Origin of the sequence: Aldersonia kunmingensis (assembly GCF_001646865.1) — a bacterium.
GTDB lineage: Bacteria > Actinomycetota > Actinomycetes > Mycobacteriales > Mycobacteriaceae > Aldersonia > Aldersonia kunmingensis.
On the sequence record NZ_LRRB01000033.1, the window covers coordinates 1 to 17,722 of the forward strand.

Genomic DNA, 17,722 nt, shown 5'->3' on the forward strand with positions numbered 1-17,722 from the left:
GTGGACCTTCGTGAGCAGACCGTTACCGCCGGAACAACCGTGCTGCGCTTCGATATTGATGCCTACACGCGGTGGCGTCTGCTGGAGGGTCTGGATGACATCGGACTGACATTGCGGCAGGTAGACGCTATAACCGAGTTCGAAAAGGCAAGGCCGTCATACAAACCGACGACGCTGCCGGAACCGGTCGACGCGAACTGACTTCCCTTGTGCCGAGCGGATTTACTACCGCTCGGAAGCAAATTTTGCAAGTCCTAAACGATGAAATTGGGCGTGGCACATAGACTCTTGCGCTTTTGGGGTTTACCGTGTAGCTAAGTCGGTCCATAAATGGGCCTCTAAGTCTGCGGAGGATCTCGAATGAACAAGGCTGAGCTGATTGACATTCTGACCGACAAGTTGGGGTCCGACAGACGTACCGCGACCGAAGCGGTCGAGAACGTCGTCGACATCATCGTGCGTGCCGTGCACAAGGGCCAGAGCGTCACCATTACCGGCTTCGGTGTGTTCGAGCAGCGCAAGCGTGCCGCGCGTGTGGCCCGCAACCCGCGCACCGGCGAAACCGTAAAGGTGCGGCCGACTTCCGTTCCGGCCTTCCGTCCCGGTGCGCAATTCAAGGCCGTCATCGCCGGTAAGCAGAAGCTGCCTGCGGCCGGCCCCGCTGTGAAGCGTGGCTCCACCGGAACCGCGACCGCCGCCAAGGCACCTGCCAAGAAGGCTGCAGCGAAGAAGACCACTGCGGCCAAGAAGACCGCGGCCAAGGCTCCTGCCAAGAAGGTCACCGCGGCCAAGAAGGTCACGCCCGCGAAGAAGGTGACCGCGGCCAAGAAGGTCACGGCGGCCAAGAAGGCGCCCGCGAAGAAGGTGACCGCGGCCAAGAAGGCTCCGGCCAAGAAGGTCACGGCGGCCAAGAAGGTCACGCCCGCGAAGAAGGTGACCGCGGCCAAGAAGGCTCCGGCCAAGAAGACCACGGCAGCAAAGAAGGCCCCGGCCAAGAAGGCCACGGGCCGCCGCTAACCCACCATCCGCGACCGACGAAGGCGGCCCCCCGGACCACGTGTCCAGGGGGCCGCTCGTTGGTTTGGTTATCCGCGCGGCGCGAATGTTGGCGGATTCACAACGCCGCCAGCCGATCTCGCAAACGGGTCAGTCCGCGGCCGGTGCCGGCGACTCCGGGAACGGGCTGTCGAGATGGTCGGCCGCAACGAGTTTGCCGTCGTGCAAGGACAGCACCCACACGCTGCCTTTGCGATTGCGCGCGGGCGGGAGTGTGACGCCGTCTTGCTCGGCCCACCACGCGAGCAGATCGGGAATCACCTTGCCCTGACTGCACACGACCCGGATGCCGTTCTTGTCGGCGATCTTTCGCATGCGATCACGTCCGGCGGCGGGATCGTCGCGATAGGCCTCTTCCGACAGCGTTGGCTCGTCGCTGATCTCCACGCCGAGCTTCGCGGCGAGCGGCACCACGGTCTGAGTGCACCGAGTGCGGTCCGCCGAGTGGACGTCGGTGGCGCCGAATGTGAGCAGGTTCGGCACGAGCGCCTGGGCCTGACTGCGCCCGACATCGTCGAGTGGCCGCTTCCGGTCGTCGCCCTTGTACCGCTTGCGTCGTCCTGCCTTCGCATGGCGGACCAGTAGGAGCGTCTCGGTATCGGCCGGTACCCGCTGAAACTGGCGCAGCACGCGGCGATCCATCGGATAGGACAGCTCGTTCAACATCCGGCTCGGTGGGATCCAGAGCAGCTTGTCGACCTCGTCGGACGAGGAGAACTCGCCCTCGACGGCGCGGGCGGCCCAGTAATCGACTCGTTTGAGTCTCCGGTGACCCGGGACCGGATACGTCACCCGAGCGACGTGGCGACCGAGCACGCACTCGACACCGGCCTCCTCGGCAACCTCGCGGACCGCCGCCATCATGGCGGTCTCACCAGGTTCGAACTTTCCCTTCGGAAACGACCAGTCGTCGTAACGAGGCCGGTGGATGAGGGCTACTTCGATCCCATCGGGGCTGGCCGGGGCGGGGCGCCACAGCACGGCACCAGCGGCAAAGACATTCGCCTTCGCAACCGCGGATTCGGTCGAGTTCACCGGTCTCCTTCTTCTCCGTCGCCGGAAATGATTGGTTGCGAACACCGGTCTCTGGTTACGAGCCCGTCACGCGCCGACTGCGAATGAACTCCTCCTGATGCTCGCGCACCTGTTCGCCACGCGCGGGTGAGGCCACCCAGCTGCCATCCGAATCCAATATCCAGCACCGTGTCGTTGGATCCAGTGCGGAATCGAAGATATCGCCCAGGTAGTCCATGAGCTTCGGATCCTTCACCTGCGCCATGACTTCCACGCGGCGATCGAGATTGCGGTGCATCATGTCCGCGCTGCCAATCCAGTACTCATTCGACGCCTGGAAGTGCAGGATCCGCGAGTGCTCGAGGAAGCGGCCGAGAATCGAACGCACCTCGATGTTTTCGCTCAGGCCCTCGACACCGGGTTTGAGGGCGCAGATGCCACGCACGAACACCTGCACCGGTACCCCGGCCTGTGAGGCGCGGTAGAGCGAATCGATGACTTCCTCGTCGACCAGAGCGTTGGCCTTCAGCCGGATTCCCGCGTCCTCGCCGGCGAGCTTGCGTTCGATCTCGCCGTGCACACGTTCGATGATGCCCTTACGCACGCCGTACGGCGCGACGAGCAGGTTGCGGTACTCCGCCTTGCGCGAATAGCCGGTCAGCGAGTTGAACAGGTCGGTGAGGTCGGCACCGAGTTCGGGCGCGGCCGTGAGCAATCCGACGTCCTCATAGAGCCGGGCAGTTTTCGGGTTGTAATTGCCGGTTCCGATATGGCAGTAGCGCCGGATCGTCGAGCCCTCGCGCCGTACCACCAGGCACGTCTTGCAGTGGGTCTTGAGTCCGACGAGTCCGTAGACCACGTGCACACCGGCCTGCTCCAGCGTGCGCGCCCATTTGATGTTGGCCTGCTCGTCGAACCGGGCCTTGATCTCCACGAGGGCGACAACCTGCTTGCCCGCCTCCGCGGCATCGATGAGCGCGTTGACGATCGGGGAGTCGCCGGAGGTCCGGTATAGCGTCTGCTTGATCGCGAGCACCTGGGGATCGGCGGCGGCTTGCTCGATGAAGCGCTGCACGCTCGTGGAGAACGAGTCGTACGGATGGTGCACAAGCACATCGCCCTCGCGCAGCGTGGAGAAGACGCTCTTCGGGGTCTCGCGCTCGCCGAATGCGGGATGGGTGGCGGGCACGAACGGCTTGTCCTTCAGGCCCGGCCGATCCACGCCGTATACCTGCCACATGCTCGACAGATCGAGCAGCCCCGGCACCTGGATGACGTCGGCCGGATTGACGTCGAGTTCACGCAGCAGCAGCTCGAGCATGTGCCCGGACATGTCGTCGGCGACTTCGAGCCTGACCGGTGACCCGAACCGGCGCCGGGCGAGCTCGCGCTCGAGTGCCTGCAGGAGGTCCTCGTCGCGGTCCTCTTCGACCTCGAAATCGGCGTTGCGAGTGATCCGGAACGCGTGATGCTCCACCACGTACATGCCGGGAAACAGCACCTCGAGATGTGCGGCGATGAGCTCTTCCAACGGCAAGAAGCCGATCACCGAGCCGGGTCCCTCACCGCGGCGCAGCTGCACGAACCGGTCCACGTTGTCGGGCACCTTCACGCGGGCGAAGTGCTCACCGGAATTCGACGAATCACGAACTGTCACAGCAAGATTGAGGCTCAACCCGCTGATGTAGGGGAAGGGGTGGGCGGGGTCGACCGCGAGGGGCGTGAGCACGGGGAAGACCTGCTCGTGGAAATACTCCGACATGCTCCGCCGCTCGTCGGCGGAGAGGTCCTCCCAGCCGATGATCGCGATTCCCTCGGCGAGCAGTTCGGGCAGCACCGAGTCGAGGAACACCCGCGCATGCCGCGACGCAATCTCCTGGGCGCGTAACGCGATCATGGCGAGTTGCTCGCGCGGAGAGAGGCCGTCGGCGGACCGCACCGAGAGGCCGGTCTCGTCGCGGCGCTTGAGCCCGGCGACCCGCACCATGAAGAACTCGTCGAGATTCGAGGCGAAGATGGCGAGGAACTTGGCGCGTTCGAGCAGGGGCAGCGACGTGTCCTCGGCGAGGGCGAGCACTCGCGAATTGAAGTCGAGCCAGCTCAGTTCGCGGTTGAGGTACCGATCGTCGGGCAGTCCGGCGACGGTGGCGTCGATGAATGGCGTGGCGGCCGGCGGCGCCGTCGGTATGCGGGGTGCGACAGTGAGCGCGCCGTCCTCGCGATGACTGCCGTTTTCGTCCGCGGCCTGGCCGGTATCGGGCGAATCGGTTTGCGTGCCGGAACCTACTGTTTCGCTCACGCCCCCAATCATCCCTCAGATGTCCACCGGCGTCATCGAAGCGGGCGATCGAGCGCACTCGCTCGCCGCCAGTCGATTGCCGTGAGTGCCTCGCGAGTGGCCGGACCCACGCCGAGTTGCACGGCGAGATCGAGGTCGTCGGGGGTATCGACATCGAGCCGCAAGCCCGGCCACGTCCCGGTCAATTCGACCGCGGCGGCGTCGAGATGCCTGCGTGCGGAGTCCGGTCCGAACTGTGGGCGCAGCGGCTCGGCAGCGGTGCGCCAGACCAGCGCCGCAGTACCGGTGCCGTGATGATCGACGACAACGGAATTGCGTTCATCGGTTGCCGCGCAGAGCATTTCATCGAGCTCGTCGGGTCGCAACGAGGGGAGGTCGGGCTGCAGTGCGAGCAGATGCACGGGACCGTGGCGGTCGCGCACGTCGTGGGCGGCATGCGCGAGCGCGGTGTTGAGCAATTCGAGCGAATCCGCCGCCGCGGCGATGGGCTCGTCGAGGACATGCGCGCCGTGCCGGCGGGCGAGATCGGCGACCCGCGGATCGGGTGTCACCACCGTGGTTGCCGCGACGTTGCCTGCCTGTTCGACCGCGGCGAGGGTGTCGGCGAGCATGGCCAGGACAAGGCGTGCGCGCCCGGCCGGCGGCAGTACTGCCGCCAGCCTGCTCTTCGCGCGGTCCAGGCTCTTGACCGCGACGACGGCGTACACGGTCGTGCTCATGTTGGCAATAATGCCAGCCTCGATCGCGCCGACAGCGCTTGCGGCGGGCGATAGGGTCGAGTGCAGCGGGGGTTCAGCGAACAGGCCAGCAGGGTTTGAGCGAAGGGAGCGGGTGCGATGGTCAGGGCTGCGGTGCTCGGTGCGGGATCGTGGGGCACGGCGTTTGCCAAGGTTCTTGCGGAAGCGGGGACCGACGTGACGATCTTGGCTCGTACCCCCGATATCGCGAAGGCGATCGTCACCGAACACGAGAACCCCTTTTATCTGCCCGGGGTCGAACTGCCGCGAATGAAGGCGACCACCGACTACGCCGAGGCGCTCGCCGGAGCTGATATCTCCGTATTCGCCGTGCCGTCGCAGACGCTCCGCGAAAACCTCGAGCAGTGGAAGGGTTCCATCGAGCCCGATTCGACCATGCTCAGCCTGGCCAAGGGCATCGAAACCGGCACGCTGCTGCGCATGAGTCAGGTCATCACCCAGGTCACCGGGGCCGACGCGAGCCGGGTCGCGGTGCTGTCCGGGCCCAATCTCGCCAAGGAGGTTGCGGCGCGCCAGCCTGCCGCGACCGTCATCGCGTGCCCCGACTCCGGTCGAGCCATCGAGCTCCAAAAAGCTTGCGCCACAGGATATTTCCGGCCGTACACGAACTCCGATGTGATCGGTTGCGAGGTCGGCGGTGCCTGTAAGAACGTCATCGCGCTGGCCTGCGGTATCGCTGCCGGAATGGGCTTGGGCGACAACACACTCGCCAGCATCATGACGCGCGGACTGGCCGAGATCATCCGCCTCGGGGTCGCAGTGGGTGCCCGCCCGGCGACCCTCGCCGGATTGGCAGGCGTGGGCGACCTCGTTGCCACCTGCACATCGCGGCTGTCTCGGAACCACTCCTTCGGCTTCGTACTCGGTGAGGGCGGTTCACTCGAGGAGGCCCAGGCTGCGGCGCACGGGCAGGTCGCCGAAGGCGTGAAGTCGTGCACGTCGGTGCGCGCCCTCGCGGAGGCCTACGACGTGGAGATGCCGATCACCGACTCCGTGCATCGGGTGTGCCACGAAGGCATGACCGCGCGCGAGGCCGGGGAGTACCTGCTGGGTCGCCGGCATAAGCCGGAGTAGGCCCACGCACAAGCCGGGATTGCGGCAATCGCCGCAATCCGCAGTGAGATAACCACCGCACTCGATTAAATCGAATCGGCCGATTGGGCGATCCGGCGGTACCGTTTGTGCCGTGACGAACCGGATCCGGGTCGGCGTGTTATTCGGCGGCCGCAGCAACGAGCACTCAGTTTCCTGCGTTTCCGCAGGTAGCGTGCTGCGCCATCTCGACACCGAACGCTATGAGGCGGTCCCGATCGGGATCACCGAGGACGGCACCTGGCTGCATGGCGTGGTGGACCCGCGCGACTTCGTCCTGGCCGAGGACGCACTGCCCGCGGTCTCGCGCACGGGCACCCCGGTCGCGCTGTCGGCCGATCCCGCTCGCCGCGGTGCACTCGTGGATATCTCCGACGGTGCCGCCGGCAGCGTCATCGACACGGTTGACGTCGTCTTCCCCGTGCTGCATGGCGCCTTCGGCGAAGACGGCACCGTCCAGGGACTGCTGGAGCTGGCCGACGTGCCCTACGTCGGCCCCGGCGTGCTGTCCAGTGCGGCCGCGATGGACAAGGAATTCACCAAGAAGCTGCTCGGCGCGGCCGGTCTGCCGATCGGCACCCAGATCGTTCTCCGGCCCGGCGTCGAGACCCTGACCGAGGACCAGCGCACCACCCTCGGCCTGCCGGTTTTCGTCAAGCCCGCCCGCGGTGGCTCTTCGATCGGCATCTCCCGGGTCGCCCACTGGGCCGACCTGGACACCGCCATCGCCGCAGCACGCAAGCACGACCCGAAGGTGATCATCGAGGCGGAGATCCCGGGACGCGAGGTCGAGTGCGGTGTGCTCGAGTATCCCGACCTGCGCGTCGAGGCGAGCGTGGTGGCGGAGATCCGGATGGCGCCGGTGACCGATGACCACACGGCGTTCTACGACTTCGACAGCAAGTACATCGATGATGTCGTCGAATTCGATGTGCCGGCGAAGCTGGACGACGACACGAGCGATGCGATCCGCGCGTTCGCCGTGGAGGCGTTCCGCGCGCTGGACTGCACCGGGTTGGCGCGGGTGGACTTCTTCGTCACCGAGAGCGGGCCGGTGATCAGCGAGATCAACACCATGCCGGGCTTCACCGCGATCTCGATGTACCCGCGCATGTTCGAGGCGGCCGGCGTGGAGTACGCGACGCTCGTCTCGACGCTGATCGAAACCGCGCTGGCTCGGGGGACCGGGCTGCGGTAACGCGCCACATCAGTTGGGGATCGGCGCCGGATCGATCGGTTTCGCCGGCAGTGTTTCGGCGACGGTGTTGGAAATGTCCTGAACAGGCGTCGGGCCGGAGCCCGGTGGCACTGTCAGCGCGATGTACACACCCCGGTCGACGACGTACCACGTGCTCGACGCGGCCTCGCCGCCCGGATCCGTGACTTGGAACCACTGCACCCCGTTGACGAGTTGCAGCGCCGCCGCGGCATTGAATTCGAGCGGCCGGTCGAGACCGCAGCGCAAAACGACAAGGTCGTTGTTGTCCTCGCCGGTCCACGCCTGGGTTGCCGGTGGTGCTGGCTCAACCAGTTCGGCAACGGAGTAGGCGCCGAGCTCGTCCGGCAGTGCGGCGAGGAGCTCAGTGCAGTCGGGGCTGTCCGCCTGCGGGGCGGGAACCGTGGTGAGTGAGACGGGTGCCTGCTCGGGGTTCCGGTTCGCGAGCACGGCGGCGACGATAATGCCGACGACGAGGGCAACCGGCAGTGCGACGGCCAGGGCGATGAGCGCCGGGTGATGCCGCGGCGATTCGGATTCGGTCATTCGGAGATAACGCGATGGTTCGGAATCTGACAGGTGAGCGTGCGGGTGATACCGCCGACCTGCTGAATCGCGTGGACGACAGCGGTGATGTCGTCATCGCTGCCCCCGCCGATCCGCACAATCACGTCATAAGGGCCAACGACGTCCTCCGAGGAACGCACTCCGGACAGTGCGGCGATGCTCTTGGCGACCAATGCGGCTTTTCCTACCTCGGTCTGGACCAGAACGAATGCTTCGATCGCCAACCTGAGTCCTTCCCGCCGCGTAGCCCTCCGGTCTCGGTAGAGTCGGCCAGGCTCTGGCTCGCTGCGCGTCGCCGGGCACGTCCCGGCTGCCTGCTCAAACTACCGCAGCGGCGCGGAACGCTCGCCGCGCCGGATCAGCGATCGGGCAGTGAGCTCGAGCACGGGTAAAGCGACGGATCGGCGGAGCGGAGCGGGAACATCGACGGGATCGACGAGCCACACACGGTTGCCGAGTTGGGCGAGTTCGCGGTGATCGAGCGGATCAACCGTGGCCGCGGGCATACTGCCGCCGTCGCGGTCGGCCCGGGGGACGACGCGGCGGTGATCGCGGCTCCCGACGCGCGAGTGGTGGTGACCACCGACATGCTTATCGAGGGCCGGCATTTCCGGCTCGACTGGTCCACGCCCCGTGATATCGGCCGAAAGGCGATCGCGCAGAACGCCGCCGACGTCGTGGCAATGGGGGCGCGACCCACCGGTTATGTAGTCGGACTCGGGTGCCCGGGGGATACCGCCTTGACCGTGGTGGACGGTCTGGCCGATGGCATGTGGCACGAGGCGCAGCGCAGTGGCGCCGGCATCGTCGGTGGCGATCTGGTGCAGAGCCCCCAGTTGGTCCTGTCGGTCACCGCGTTCGGCGACCTGGAAGGCCGTGCGCCGCTGCTGCGTTCGGGCGCACGCCCCGGCGACACCGTGGCGGTGGCGGGCACGCTCGGCCGGTCGGCGGCCGGGATGGCCGCCCTGTCTTCGGGTTCGAGCGGATTCGCCGACCTCATCGCAGCGCATCAGGCGCCCGAACCTCCTTATGCCGCAGCAATTTCCGCATCCCAGGCCGGCGCCAGCGCAATGTCCGACGTCTCCGACGGCCTGCTCGCCGATCTCGGCCATATCGCGGATGCGTCCGGCGTGGTCATCGATATCGCACCCGACGCGGTGCGCGACGAGCGCGTCGAGGAACTTGCCAGGGAACTGGATACCGACCCGAATGTGTTGCTGCTCACCGGTGGTGAGGATCACGCGCTGGTCGCGACCTTCCCGGCTGGTTCGGCACTGCCGGATGGCTGGCGACCGATCGGACGGGTGCAGGCAGTGGGAGATGCGGGCCCGGCGGTCACCGTCGACGGTGCGCCGTGGACGGGTGGCACGGGGTGGCAGAGCTTTGGCGCGTGACGCGGCGGCGAATCGAGGCCTCGCGTGATCGAGCACTCTCAGCATGTCGAGAAAGGTGAATTGATGGTGGCGCGACCGCTCACTGAAGTGGTGGATCCAGGCTGGGCGCAGGCGCTGAGCCCGGTGTCGGAGCGAATCGCCGAGATGGGCGACTTCCTGCGGGCCGAAAATGCGTCGGGCCGTGGCTATCTCCCGGCCGGTACAAACGTGCTTCGCGCATTTCAGCAGCCGTTCGACGGCGTTCGGGTGCTCATTGTCGGGCAGGATCCCTATCCCACGCCGGGCCATGCCGTCGGGCTCAGCTTCTCGGTCGCGCCCGATGTGCGCCCAATTCCGCGCAGCCTTTCCAACATCTACAACGAGTACTGCGCCGACCTCGGCCACCCGATGCCGAGCACGGGCGACCTCACCCCGTGGGCGCAGCAGGGCGTGCTGCTGCTCAACCGGGTGCTGACGGTCAGCCCGGGGCAGCCCGCCTCCCACCGGGGCAAGGGGTGGGAGGCCGCGACCGAGCAGGCGATCCGCGCGCTGGTCGGGCGCGGCACACCGATGGTCGCGATCCTGTGGGGACGCGACGCGGCGACGCTCGAGCCGATGTTGGATGGGGTCCCGGCGATCAAGTCGGCGCACCCCTCGCCGCTGTCGGCCTCCCGCGGCTTCTTCGGCTCCAAGCCCTTCTCCCGGGCCAATCAGCTGCTTGCCGACCTCGGTGCCGACCCGGTGGACTGGCGCCTGCCCTGACGACGCCGCCTCCCGCACCGCCGGGCCGGTGTGCAATTCTGCGATGGTGAGCGAATCGAAGGATTTTCCCGTCCCGGAGACCCGCACGTTCCGCGGGCAAGGCGACATCGAGCTCGTCGGCGACATCTGGGGACCCGAAGACGGTCCGCTGGTCGTGATGCTGCACGGGGGTGGCCAGACCCGCGGTTCGTGGAAGTCGGCCGGCACATTGCTGGCCCGCGCGGGAGTGCGCGTGGTCGTGATGGATGCCCGCGGGCACGGTGACAGCCAGTGGGCTCCGGATGGCGACTACAGCGGTGACTCGATGGCCGCGGACCTGATTGCCATCCTCGCCCAGCTCGGGCGGCCCGCGACGCTGGTCGGCGCGAGCATGGGCGGGCTCACCTCGCTGCGTGCCACCGGGCTGGTCGGATCCGATCTGATCAACGGGCTTGTCCTTGTCGACGTCGTGCCGCGCGCGGAGAGCGAGGGCGTGGAACGGATCATGACGTTCCTCGGCGGACATCGGGACGGGTTCGCCACGCTGGACGAGGCCGCCGACGCGGTCGCCGAATATCTGCCGCACCGCGAGCGCCCGAAGAGCACCAAGGGGCTCGAACGAAACCTGCGCAAGCGTGCGGACGGCCGCTGGTACTGGCACTGGGACCCGGCGATGCTTGGCCCGTCCGGGCTTGTCGAGGGCGAGGTCAGCGCGACCGATCTCGGCGTCGAGGTGCTCGAGGAGGCCGCCCGCAAGCTGACCATCCCGACGATGCTGCTGCGCGGACGTATGTCCGATGTGGTCAGCGAGGAGGGCGTACGCCACTTCCTCTCGATCGTGCCGCACTGCGAGTTCGTCGAGTTGGCCGGCGCGGCGCACACCGCCGCGGGTGACGACAACGACGCCTTCACCGACGCGGTATGCGAGTTCGTCAAGGGCGTGACCGCGACGAGCTAAGTATCGGTCTCCGCGCACTTTTTGCAGCGAGCGCGCACGCCCAGGCGTGCGCGCTCGCGCTATTTGGTGCGCGTTGAGGGAGACCTTCCGCGCTGGACGGGTGGACCGCCCGGGTACGTCAGCTCTGCGCGTCGACGCCGTTGAAGTTCGGGCGCCGCTTCTCGACGAATGCGTTGACGCCCTCGATCCCGGTCGGGCCGTTGGCCGCGGCCGCGATCGAGGCTTCCTCGCGATCGAGCTGATCGGACAGCGTGCTCGTCGGCGAGGCGGCGAGCAGTTCCTTGATGCTCGTGTAGGACGAGCGCGGACCGGCGGCCAGCGTGCGAGCCACCCGCAGTGCCTCCTCGCCGATGACGTCGTCCCCGACGAGGCGGCCGAGGATGCCGAGCCGGACCGCGTCGTCGCCGGTGAGAACCGCGTCGGTCAGGATGATCTCGGCGGCGCGGCCGGGGCCGACGATCCGCGGCAGCGTCCAGGACATGCCGCCGTCCGGGCTGAGCCCGATGCCCGGGTAGGCCGGGCGCAGTCGAGTGGCCGGGCCGCCGATCGCGATGTCGGCGGCGCAGACGAGGCTCATGCCCGCTCCGGCGGCCCAGCCGTGCACGGCGGCCACGACGGGCACGGGCGCGGCTTCGAGTAGCCGGACGAAGACGTGCAGGTCGGCGGCGAGGCCGCGGATGTACTCGCCACGGTCGGGCGCGGCCGCGAAGGCGCGGACATTGCCGCCCGAGCAGAAGTTCGCACCCGTACCGACGAGCAGGATCGCGCCGACCGACGGATCGAGGTCGCGCAGTGCTGCACTACCGGCGTTGATGCCGCCGAAGTCCATCGAACTTCCGTTGTCCGAGGTGGAGATGGCGATCTCGAGGACGGAGTCGACAACGCGGACGTAGCTGGCGGCAGGTTCGGTAGCAGTCATTCGTGCACCATATCCACACGCTCGGGCGCCGCTGTGGTGGGCCTCACCTGCATGGCACAGACAACTGTGCCCCGGTGCGATGCACCGGGGCACAGTTGACGATGTAGAACGTCTCAGCCGCGAGCGACCTTGCCTGCCTTGAGGCAGGAGGTGCACACGTTGAGGCGCTTGGTGTTGCCGGGGGCAACCTGGGCACGCACAGTCTGAATGTTCGGGTTCCAACGACGGTTGGTACGCCGGTGCGAGTGCGAGACCGACTTACCGAAGCCGGGGCCCTTGGCGCAGACGTCGCAGACGGCAGCCATAGTCGCGAACTCCTTGTATCGAGTGACAAAAAACATGATCCGGTCGCCTGCAAACACGGTTTGGCCGCGTGAGGCAACCCTGAAAGCTTAGCGGGGATCCTCGCTGGCTCCAAACCGGCCCTCTGGGCGGTCGGCCACCACGACGGGTGTCGCGGAATATCGCTAATCTTTTCGGGTGCCCGTACGCCGCTACTCAGCGGGGGTCGGCGGCGGGATTCGGTGGAGGCAACTGCGGTGTTCGAGGTCCTTGGCACGCTCGATGGCGACGCTGTCGTGCGCTGGGGGCAGGCCTGCGTGGACGAGCTCACCGAGCACTGTGACGAGATCAATGGCCTGAATGTCTTCCCGGTGGCCGACTCGGATACCGGAACGAACCTGTTGTTCACGATGCGGTCCGCGATGGATGCGGTGGCTCGCCGCAGCACCGGCACCGGCAGCGTCCGTGGTGTCCTCGGCCAGATGGCCTCCGGCGCGACGATCGGCGCACGCGGCAACTCGGGGATCTTCCTGTCCCAGGTACTGCGCGGGATGGCCGAGGCGTCCCCGGACGGCCCGATGACGGCGCAATTGTTGCGTGCCGGGCTCGAGATGGCGGTAGCCGTAGTGCGGTCCGCGGTGAACGATCCCGTCGAGGGCACCATCGTGACCGTCCTCGAGGCGTCCGCTGCCGCCACACGGCGCTGCGCGGATGACGCCGACCTGATGGAGATCGCCTGCACCGCGGCCGAGGCGGCTGCGGCCGCGCTCGAACTCACCACCGGCCAGCTCGACGTGCTCGGTGCCGCCGGGGTCGTCGACGCCGGCGGTCGCGGACTGCTGGTCCTGCTCGACGCATTGGTCGCGGTGATCTCCGGTTCGGCCCCGCAGCGCCGGCACTTCGATCCGGCGAAGGATCGCGGCGTACACGTGCACGTGACCAGCCAGTCCGACGATCTTCAGTACGAGGTGATGTACCTGATCGCCGATGCCGACGAGCAGGGTGCCGAGTTGCTGCGCAAGCGCCTCGATCGGATCGGTGACTCGGTGCTCGTCGTCAGCGACGGCAGCGGCAGTTGGTCCTCGCATGTGCATTGCGCGGATCCCGGTGCCGCGATCGAGGCTGGACTCGCGATCGGGCGGCTGCATCAGATCCGGGTGAGCTGCTTCTCGGTATCGGCCGGAATCGCCGACCGCCTCCCGACCGATCGGCGTACCCCGGCGCACGGCATCGCCGACCGCGGCGTGCTCGCCGTCGTGTCCGGCGACGGCGCGGCGGAACTGTTCGAGGCGGAGGGCGCGAAGGTGCTCCGGTGTGACGGTCACCTGCGCGCGATCGAACTGCTCGCCGCGATCAAGGAGATGCCCAACCGCGAGGTGCTCGTGCTGCCGAACGGCACCCTCGATGCGCAGGAACTCGTCGCAGTCGGCGTGGCCGCCCGCGATGCGGATCATGACGTGCTGCTGCTGCCCACCTCATCGATGGCGCAGGGCCTGGCGTCACTCGCCGTGCACGACCCCGGGCGGATCGCTGTCGACGACATCTTCGCCATGTCGGAGGCCGCCGCCGCGACCCGTTGGGGCTCGCTTCGGGTGGCGGCCGAGCGCGCACTCACCGTCGTCGGCACGTGCGAGAGCGGCGACGGTCTCGGTTTGGTCGGCGCGGAGGTCGTCGTGATCCGGCCCGATGTGCGAGAGGCTGCCACGATCCTCTTCGACCGCGTCCTCGGCCTCGGCGGTGAACTCGTGACCCTGCTCGTTGGCCTCGACACACCCACCGAGTTGCTCGACGCGATCTCGGCGCACATCACCGAGCACCATTCGGGTTTCGACGTGATCGTGTACCAGGGCGGGCAGCGCGGCGACCTGTTCCAGTTCGGCGTCGAGTAGAAAGCGGATATGGCGACTCTCACCGACCGGCTCGATCACCTGCTCGGTAAGAAGGCCGCGGAATCGCTGGCCGAGCAGTTCGACATACACACGGTCGAAGATCTGTTGCGGCACTATCCGATGCGCTATGCGACGCAAGGACAGCCGCTCACCGAGAAGGCGCCGCTCGACGGTGCGCACATCACCATCATCGGCGAGGTGCAGAAGGCCGATCTGGTGCGCATGAAGAACGGCGGCTGGATGCTCAAGGCAGCCGTGGACACCGGGGAACAGCGCGTCGACATCACCTTCTTCAATGGGCAGAAGGTGAAGCACGTCGTCGCCGTCGGCAAGCGGGCGATGTTTTCCGGCACGGTGAAGTACTGGCGCGACCGCTGGAGCCTCTCGCATCCGGACTACCTGATTCTGCCGCAGTCCGGCGACGCGACGAAGGTCAAGACCGTGAGCGGCGGTGGCGCTCTGCGCGAAATGGCCCGCACCGCAAAGGATTCCGGTAGCGGTGTGGACATGTCCGTGTTCGAGCGCGAATTCACGCCGATCTACCCCGCGTCGAGCAAGGTCCAGACCTGGGACATCCTGCGCTGCGTCCGCCAACTGCTCGACCAACTCGATCCGGTGCCGGATCCGCTGCCCGCCGAGATTCGGAACGAGCATGGCCTGGTCGGACTCGACGAGGCGTTGCGAGTTGTGCATTTTCCCGATGCCATGGCCGACGTCGAGCGCGCGCACGATCGACTGCGATTCGACGAGGCGCTCGCGCTGCAGTTGGCTCTCGCGCAGCGTCGGTACGACACCTCGCTGCGCAACGCACCTCGCTGCGCGCCACGCGCCGATGGGATTGCCGCGGCATTCGACGAGCGGCTGCCGTTCGAGTTGACCGCTGGGCAACGTGCGGTTGCCGCCGAGGTTGCCGCCGATATCGCGCGGCCACATCCGATGAGCAGGTTGCTGCAGGGAGAGGTCGGCTCGGGCAAGACGATCGTGGCCCTGCGTGCGATGCTTCAGGTGGTCGACGCGGGCCTGCAGTGTGCCCTGCTCGCTCCCACTGAAGTGCTTGCCGCACAGCACTATCGATCGCTGAGAACGATGCTGGGGCCGCTTGCCATGGCAGGGGAGTTGGGCAGCGCCGAGACGGCCACGAAGGTAGTCCTGCTGACGGGTTCGATGTCGACGTCCGCGAAGAAGTCTGCGTTGCTGGATGTGGTGACCGGTGAGGCGGGCATCGTGATCGGCACCCATGCGCTGATCCAGGACAACGTTGAATTCTTCGACCTCGGCATGGTTGTCGTAGACGAACAGCACCGGTTCGGTGTCGAGCAGCGAGATGCCCTGCGGAGCAAGGCGAAAGCGGGCACCAGTCCGCACCTTCTGGTGATGACCGCGACGCCCATCCCGCGCACGATCGCGATGATGACGCTCGGCGATCTGGAAACCTCGACACTGCGCGAACTTCCGCGCGGGCGATCGCCCATCAAGACCAATGTCGTTGCAGCGCGCGAGAAGCCGACCTGGGTGGACCGCGCGTGGGAGCGGATCGCGGAGGAAGTCGCGGCGGGCCGACAGGCCTACGTAGTTTGCTCGCGTATCGGCGACGACGATGGATCAGCCAAAGGCGAAGTGCCCAATACGACTTCGGTGCTCGAGATGTTCGACAAGCTTCGCACCGGACCTCTCGCCCACGTCCGAGTTGGGCTGCTGCACGGCCGGCTTCCCGGCGACGATAAGGATGCGACGATGCAGGCCTTCTCCGCGGGCGAGATCGACGTGCTGGTCTGCACGACTGTCGTCGAGGTCGGTGTCGACGTTCCGAACGCGACCGTGATGGTGATCGTGGATGCGGACCGATTCGGTATCAGCCAGCTGCACCAGCTGCGCGGGCGCATCGGCCGCGGCGGCAATGCGGGGTTGTGCATCCTGATCAGTGAGACCAGCCCCGCCGGTGGGGCCTACGCGCGGTTGCAGGCAGTTGCGGGCACCAACGACGGGTTCGAGCTGTCCAAGCTCGACCTCGAACAGCGCCGCGAGGGCGATGTACTCGGTGTCGCGCAGGCGGGCGCGCAGTCGACTCTGCGGCTGCTCAAACTGCTCGATCATGGCGAGGTTGTCGAGGCCGCGCAGCGATTCGCTCGTGAGATCGTCTCCGCCGACCCTGCGCTGACCGAGCATCCGGGTTTGGCGACGATGGTCGGCTCGGCGCTCGATCGCGACCGGGTGGAGTTCCTCGGAAAGACCTAGAGGGCGTTACCGGTCGGGCTCAGTCCTCGATCCAGCCGTGCTGGTCCGCAGACCGCAGGAGGTCGCGGCGGATCTCGACGATCTGTTCCGCGGTCAGCGTGGGCGAGGCGCCGAGAAGCACCTCGGTTACTTCGGCGAGGTACTCGCGCACAGTGAGGCTGTCGGCGCCGTCCGTGGCCGCACGCGACCCGCCGCTGGGGGAGCCGACGGTTTCGACAAGGTCGACATCGCAGGCCTTCGCACCGCGATGGCTTTCCTCGGCGGTGTAGCTCACCTGGACGCCGGGCCGCGCCTCGGACTTCTCGAAGAAGAGGTCATTGGTGTGGACGAAAAGATCGTCACCGCCCGAATCGGGACGAATGAAGCCGTAGCCCTTCTCCGGGTCGAATCTGATGATCTTGCCGGTCTCCATAGTGCAACTTTAGAGCTTTTGCCCAACTCGCGGCCCGCTACGAACGGCTGGGGGCCGACTGCTCCGGTGAGCGGGTGGGCGCGAAAGAAGTCCCAGGTCACATGGTTGGCACTGATCGACGTGCTGCTGGTTTCGGCATAACAGCGCAGGGCCGAAGTCGACCTCGAAATCCCCGGAACCGGCCGCTGCCCCACTCGCGTCTCGGAGCGGGTCGAAATGTCACCGACTGCTCACCATCCGTACGCCCCTGCTGTGAGCATTTGTGCAGGCCAGGAGATGTTTTATGACGTTCGTCGCATTCGGTCGGTAATGCCTGGTCAGCGTCTCGCTATGTGGGATTGCCCCCTGCCCGACGTGGGCGTACTACCGGTAGGTTGAGCCAATGTTCACCAAAGTTTTGGTCGCGAACCGCGGCGAAATCGCTATCCGCGCGTTCCGCGCCGGCTACGAGCTCGGCATCGGCACTGTCGCGGTGTTTCCCTATGAGGACCGTAACTCCGTTCACCGACTGAAGGCGGACGAGAGCTATCAGATCGGCGAAGAAGGCCATCCGGTCCGGGCGTACCTCTCGGTGGACGAGATTGTCGCGGCGGCGCACAACGCAGGCGCCGACGCTATTTACCCGGGCTACGGCTTCCTGTCGGAGAACCCGGACCTCGCCGCGGCCTGCGCGGCAAACGGCATCACGTTCGTTGGCCCGTCGGCCGAGATCCTCGAGCTCACCGGCAACAAGGCGCGTGCGATCGCGGCTGCCAAGGCGGCCGGACTGCCCGTACTGAATTCCTCGGCGCCCTCGGCAGATGTGGACGAGCTCCTCGCAGCGGCCGAGGAGATGGAGTTCCCGGTCTTCGTCAAGGCCGTCGCGGGCGGCGGTGGCCGTGGCATGCGACGCGTTGCCGAGCGCTCCGCCC

At 66.9% G+C, this 17,722-nt stretch carries 17 protein-coding genes and 1 pseudogene; 10 read left to right on the top strand and 8 right to left on the bottom strand.

Going from position 1 to position 17,722, the window contains the following annotated elements:
* Both A8G08_RS02750 and A8G08_RS02755 read left to right on the top strand, forming a co-directional pair.
* Window positions 1-201: pseudogene (locus A8G08_RS02750) on the top strand (3-isopropylmalate dehydratase small subunit); the annotation flags it as partial.
* A 159-nt stretch (window positions 202-360) separates the two neighbouring features.
* Entirely contained in the window at window positions 361-1,017 is a 657-nt protein-coding gene (locus tag A8G08_RS02755; protein WP_068269789.1) for an HU family DNA-binding protein, read from the top strand.
* A gap of 129 nt (window positions 1,018-1,146) precedes the next feature.
* Here A8G08_RS02755 and A8G08_RS02760 read toward each other — a convergent pair whose 3' ends face one another.
* The 3 genes from A8G08_RS02760 to cofC are packed head-to-tail and all read right to left on the bottom strand — an operon-like array spanning window position 1,147 to window position 5,088.
* Window positions 1,147-2,091: an NUDIX hydrolase gene (locus tag A8G08_RS02760; protein WP_068269791.1), complete on the bottom strand. Its 945-nt coding sequence runs from the start codon at window positions 2,089-2,091 to the stop codon at window positions 1,147-1,149.
* 55 nt (window positions 2,092-2,146) lie between these two features.
* Complete coding sequence (locus A8G08_RS02765; RefSeq protein ID WP_084435898.1) at window positions 2,147-4,381, bottom strand: RNA degradosome polyphosphate kinase; 2,235 nt, start codon at window positions 4,379-4,381, stop codon at window positions 2,147-2,149.
* Window positions 4,382-4,401: 20 nt separating this feature from the next.
* Window positions 4,402-5,088, bottom strand: a complete 687-nt coding sequence (gene cofC / locus A8G08_RS02770; RefSeq protein WP_068269794.1) for a 2-phospho-L-lactate guanylyltransferase — start codon at window positions 5,086-5,088, stop codon at window positions 4,402-4,404.
* Window positions 5,089-5,205: 117 nt separating this feature from the next.
* Here cofC and A8G08_RS02775 point away from each other — a divergent pair, with 117 nt between their 5' ends.
* Together A8G08_RS02775 and A8G08_RS02780 are read left to right on the top strand one after the other, a co-directional pair.
* A complete protein-coding gene (locus tag A8G08_RS02775) occupies window positions 5,206-6,201 on the top strand; it encodes an NAD(P)H-dependent glycerol-3-phosphate dehydrogenase (protein ID WP_068269797.1) in 996 nt (331 codons plus the stop codon).
* A 112-nt stretch (window positions 6,202-6,313) separates the two neighbouring features.
* A complete protein-coding gene (locus tag A8G08_RS02780; protein ID WP_068269800.1) occupies window positions 6,314-7,417 on the top strand; it encodes a D-alanine--D-alanine ligase family protein in 1,104 nt (367 codons plus the stop codon).
* Between the two features lie 9 nt (window positions 7,418-7,426).
* Here A8G08_RS02780 and A8G08_RS02785 read toward each other — a convergent pair whose 3' ends face one another.
* Window positions 7,427-7,981, bottom strand: a complete 555-nt coding sequence (locus A8G08_RS02785) for a DUF3515 domain-containing protein (RefSeq protein WP_157108374.1) — start codon at window positions 7,979-7,981, stop codon at window positions 7,427-7,429.
* Window positions 7,978-8,220, bottom strand: a complete 243-nt coding sequence (locus A8G08_RS02790; RefSeq protein WP_068269833.1) for an AsnC family transcriptional regulator — start codon at window positions 8,218-8,220, stop codon at window positions 7,978-7,980. The genes A8G08_RS02785 and A8G08_RS02790 overlap by 4 nt, the downstream gene beginning before the upstream one ends.
* A 240-nt stretch (window positions 8,221-8,460) precedes the next feature.
* On the opposite strand from A8G08_RS02790, the gene A8G08_RS02795 reads away from it, so the two are divergent.
* From A8G08_RS02795 to A8G08_RS02805, 3 genes are all read left to right on the top strand, one after another.
* Entirely contained in the window at window positions 8,461-9,396 is a 936-nt protein-coding gene (locus A8G08_RS02795; RefSeq protein WP_245672583.1) for a thiamine-phosphate kinase, read from the top strand.
* A gap of 63 nt (window positions 9,397-9,459) precedes the next feature.
* Entirely contained in the window at window positions 9,460-10,137 is a 678-nt protein-coding gene (locus tag A8G08_RS02800; protein WP_068269836.1) for a uracil-DNA glycosylase, read from the top strand.
* A gap of 43 nt (window positions 10,138-10,180) precedes the next feature.
* A complete protein-coding gene (locus A8G08_RS02805; protein ID WP_068269809.1) occupies window positions 10,181-11,074 on the top strand; it encodes an alpha/beta fold hydrolase in 894 nt (297 codons plus the stop codon).
* Between the two features lie 118 nt (window positions 11,075-11,192).
* On the opposite strand, the gene A8G08_RS02810 is transcribed toward A8G08_RS02805, so the two are convergent.
* Together A8G08_RS02810 and rpmB are read right to left on the bottom strand one after the other, a co-directional pair.
* Window positions 11,193-11,993, bottom strand: coding sequence for an enoyl-CoA hydratase/isomerase family protein (locus A8G08_RS02810; RefSeq protein ID WP_068269812.1), 801 nt, complete (start codon window positions 11,991-11,993; stop codon window positions 11,193-11,195).
* A 113-nt stretch (window positions 11,994-12,106) separates the two neighbouring features.
* Window positions 12,107-12,298 (bottom strand): 50S ribosomal protein L28, encoded by a 192-nt coding sequence (rpmB, locus tag A8G08_RS02815; protein WP_068269817.1) that lies wholly within the window; start codon window positions 12,296-12,298, stop codon window positions 12,107-12,109.
* Between the two features lie 219 nt (window positions 12,299-12,517).
* Here rpmB and A8G08_RS02820 point away from each other — a divergent pair, with 219 nt between their 5' ends.
* Together A8G08_RS02820 and recG are read left to right on the top strand one after the other, a co-directional pair.
* Window positions 12,518-14,164, top strand: coding sequence for a DAK2 domain-containing protein (locus A8G08_RS02820; protein WP_157108375.1), 1,647 nt, complete (start codon window positions 12,518-12,520; stop codon window positions 14,162-14,164).
* 9 nt (window positions 14,165-14,173) lie between these two features.
* Window positions 14,174-16,399 carry an ATP-dependent DNA helicase RecG gene (gene recG, locus A8G08_RS02825; RefSeq protein WP_068269824.1) on the top strand — a complete coding sequence of 742 codons (2,226 nt, stop codon included), beginning with the start codon at window positions 14,174-14,176 and terminating at the stop codon, window positions 16,397-16,399.
* A 19-nt stretch (window positions 16,400-16,418) separates the two neighbouring features.
* Here recG and A8G08_RS02830 read toward each other — a convergent pair whose 3' ends face one another.
* Window positions 16,419-16,811, bottom strand: a complete 393-nt coding sequence (locus tag A8G08_RS02830; protein WP_068269827.1) for a cold-shock protein — start codon at window positions 16,809-16,811, stop codon at window positions 16,419-16,421.
* Window positions 16,812-17,193: 382 nt separating this feature from the next.
* Here A8G08_RS02830 and A8G08_RS02835 point away from each other — a divergent pair.
* On the top strand, window positions 17,194-17,722 hold a 529-nt coding region (locus A8G08_RS02835; protein WP_281182111.1), incomplete at its 3' end, for a biotin carboxylase N-terminal domain-containing protein.

Excerpts from the sequence above, each read along its gene's own strand:
- rpmB (WP_068269817.1), bottom strand. The coding sequence starts at position 12,298 with ATGGCTGCCGTCTGCGACGTCTGCGCCAAGGGCCCCGGCTTCGGTAAG.
- A8G08_RS02805 (WP_068269809.1), top strand. The coding sequence starts at position 10,181 with ATGGTGAGCGAATCGAAGGATTTTCCCGTCCCGGAGACCCGCACGTTC.
- A8G08_RS02830 (WP_068269827.1), bottom strand. The coding sequence starts at position 16,811 with ATGGAGACCGGCAAGATCATCAGATTCGACCCGGAGAAGGGCTACGGC.
- A8G08_RS02765 (WP_084435898.1), bottom strand. The coding sequence starts at position 4,381 with ATGATTGGGGGCGTGAGCGAAACAGTAGGTTCCGGCACGCAAACCGAT.
- A8G08_RS02755 (WP_068269789.1), top strand. The coding sequence starts at position 361 with ATGAACAAGGCTGAGCTGATTGACATTCTGACCGACAAGTTGGGGTCC.
- A8G08_RS02785 (WP_157108374.1), bottom strand. The coding sequence starts at position 7,981 with ATGACCGAATCCGAATCGCCGCGGCATCACCCGGCGCTCATCGCCCTG.
- A8G08_RS02810 (WP_068269812.1), bottom strand. The coding sequence starts at position 11,993 with ATGACTGCTACCGAACCTGCCGCCAGCTACGTCCGCGTTGTCGACTCC.
- A8G08_RS02800 (WP_068269836.1), top strand. The coding sequence starts at position 9,460 with ATGGTGGCGCGACCGCTCACTGAAGTGGTGGATCCAGGCTGGGCGCAG.
- cofC (WP_068269794.1), bottom strand. The coding sequence starts at position 5,088 with ATGAGCACGACCGTGTACGCCGTCGTCGCGGTCAAGAGCCTGGACCGC.
- A8G08_RS02775 (WP_068269797.1), top strand. The coding sequence starts at position 5,206 with ATGGTCAGGGCTGCGGTGCTCGGTGCGGGATCGTGGGGCACGGCGTTT.
- recG (WP_068269824.1), top strand. The coding sequence starts at position 14,174 with ATGGCGACTCTCACCGACCGGCTCGATCACCTGCTCGGTAAGAAGGCC.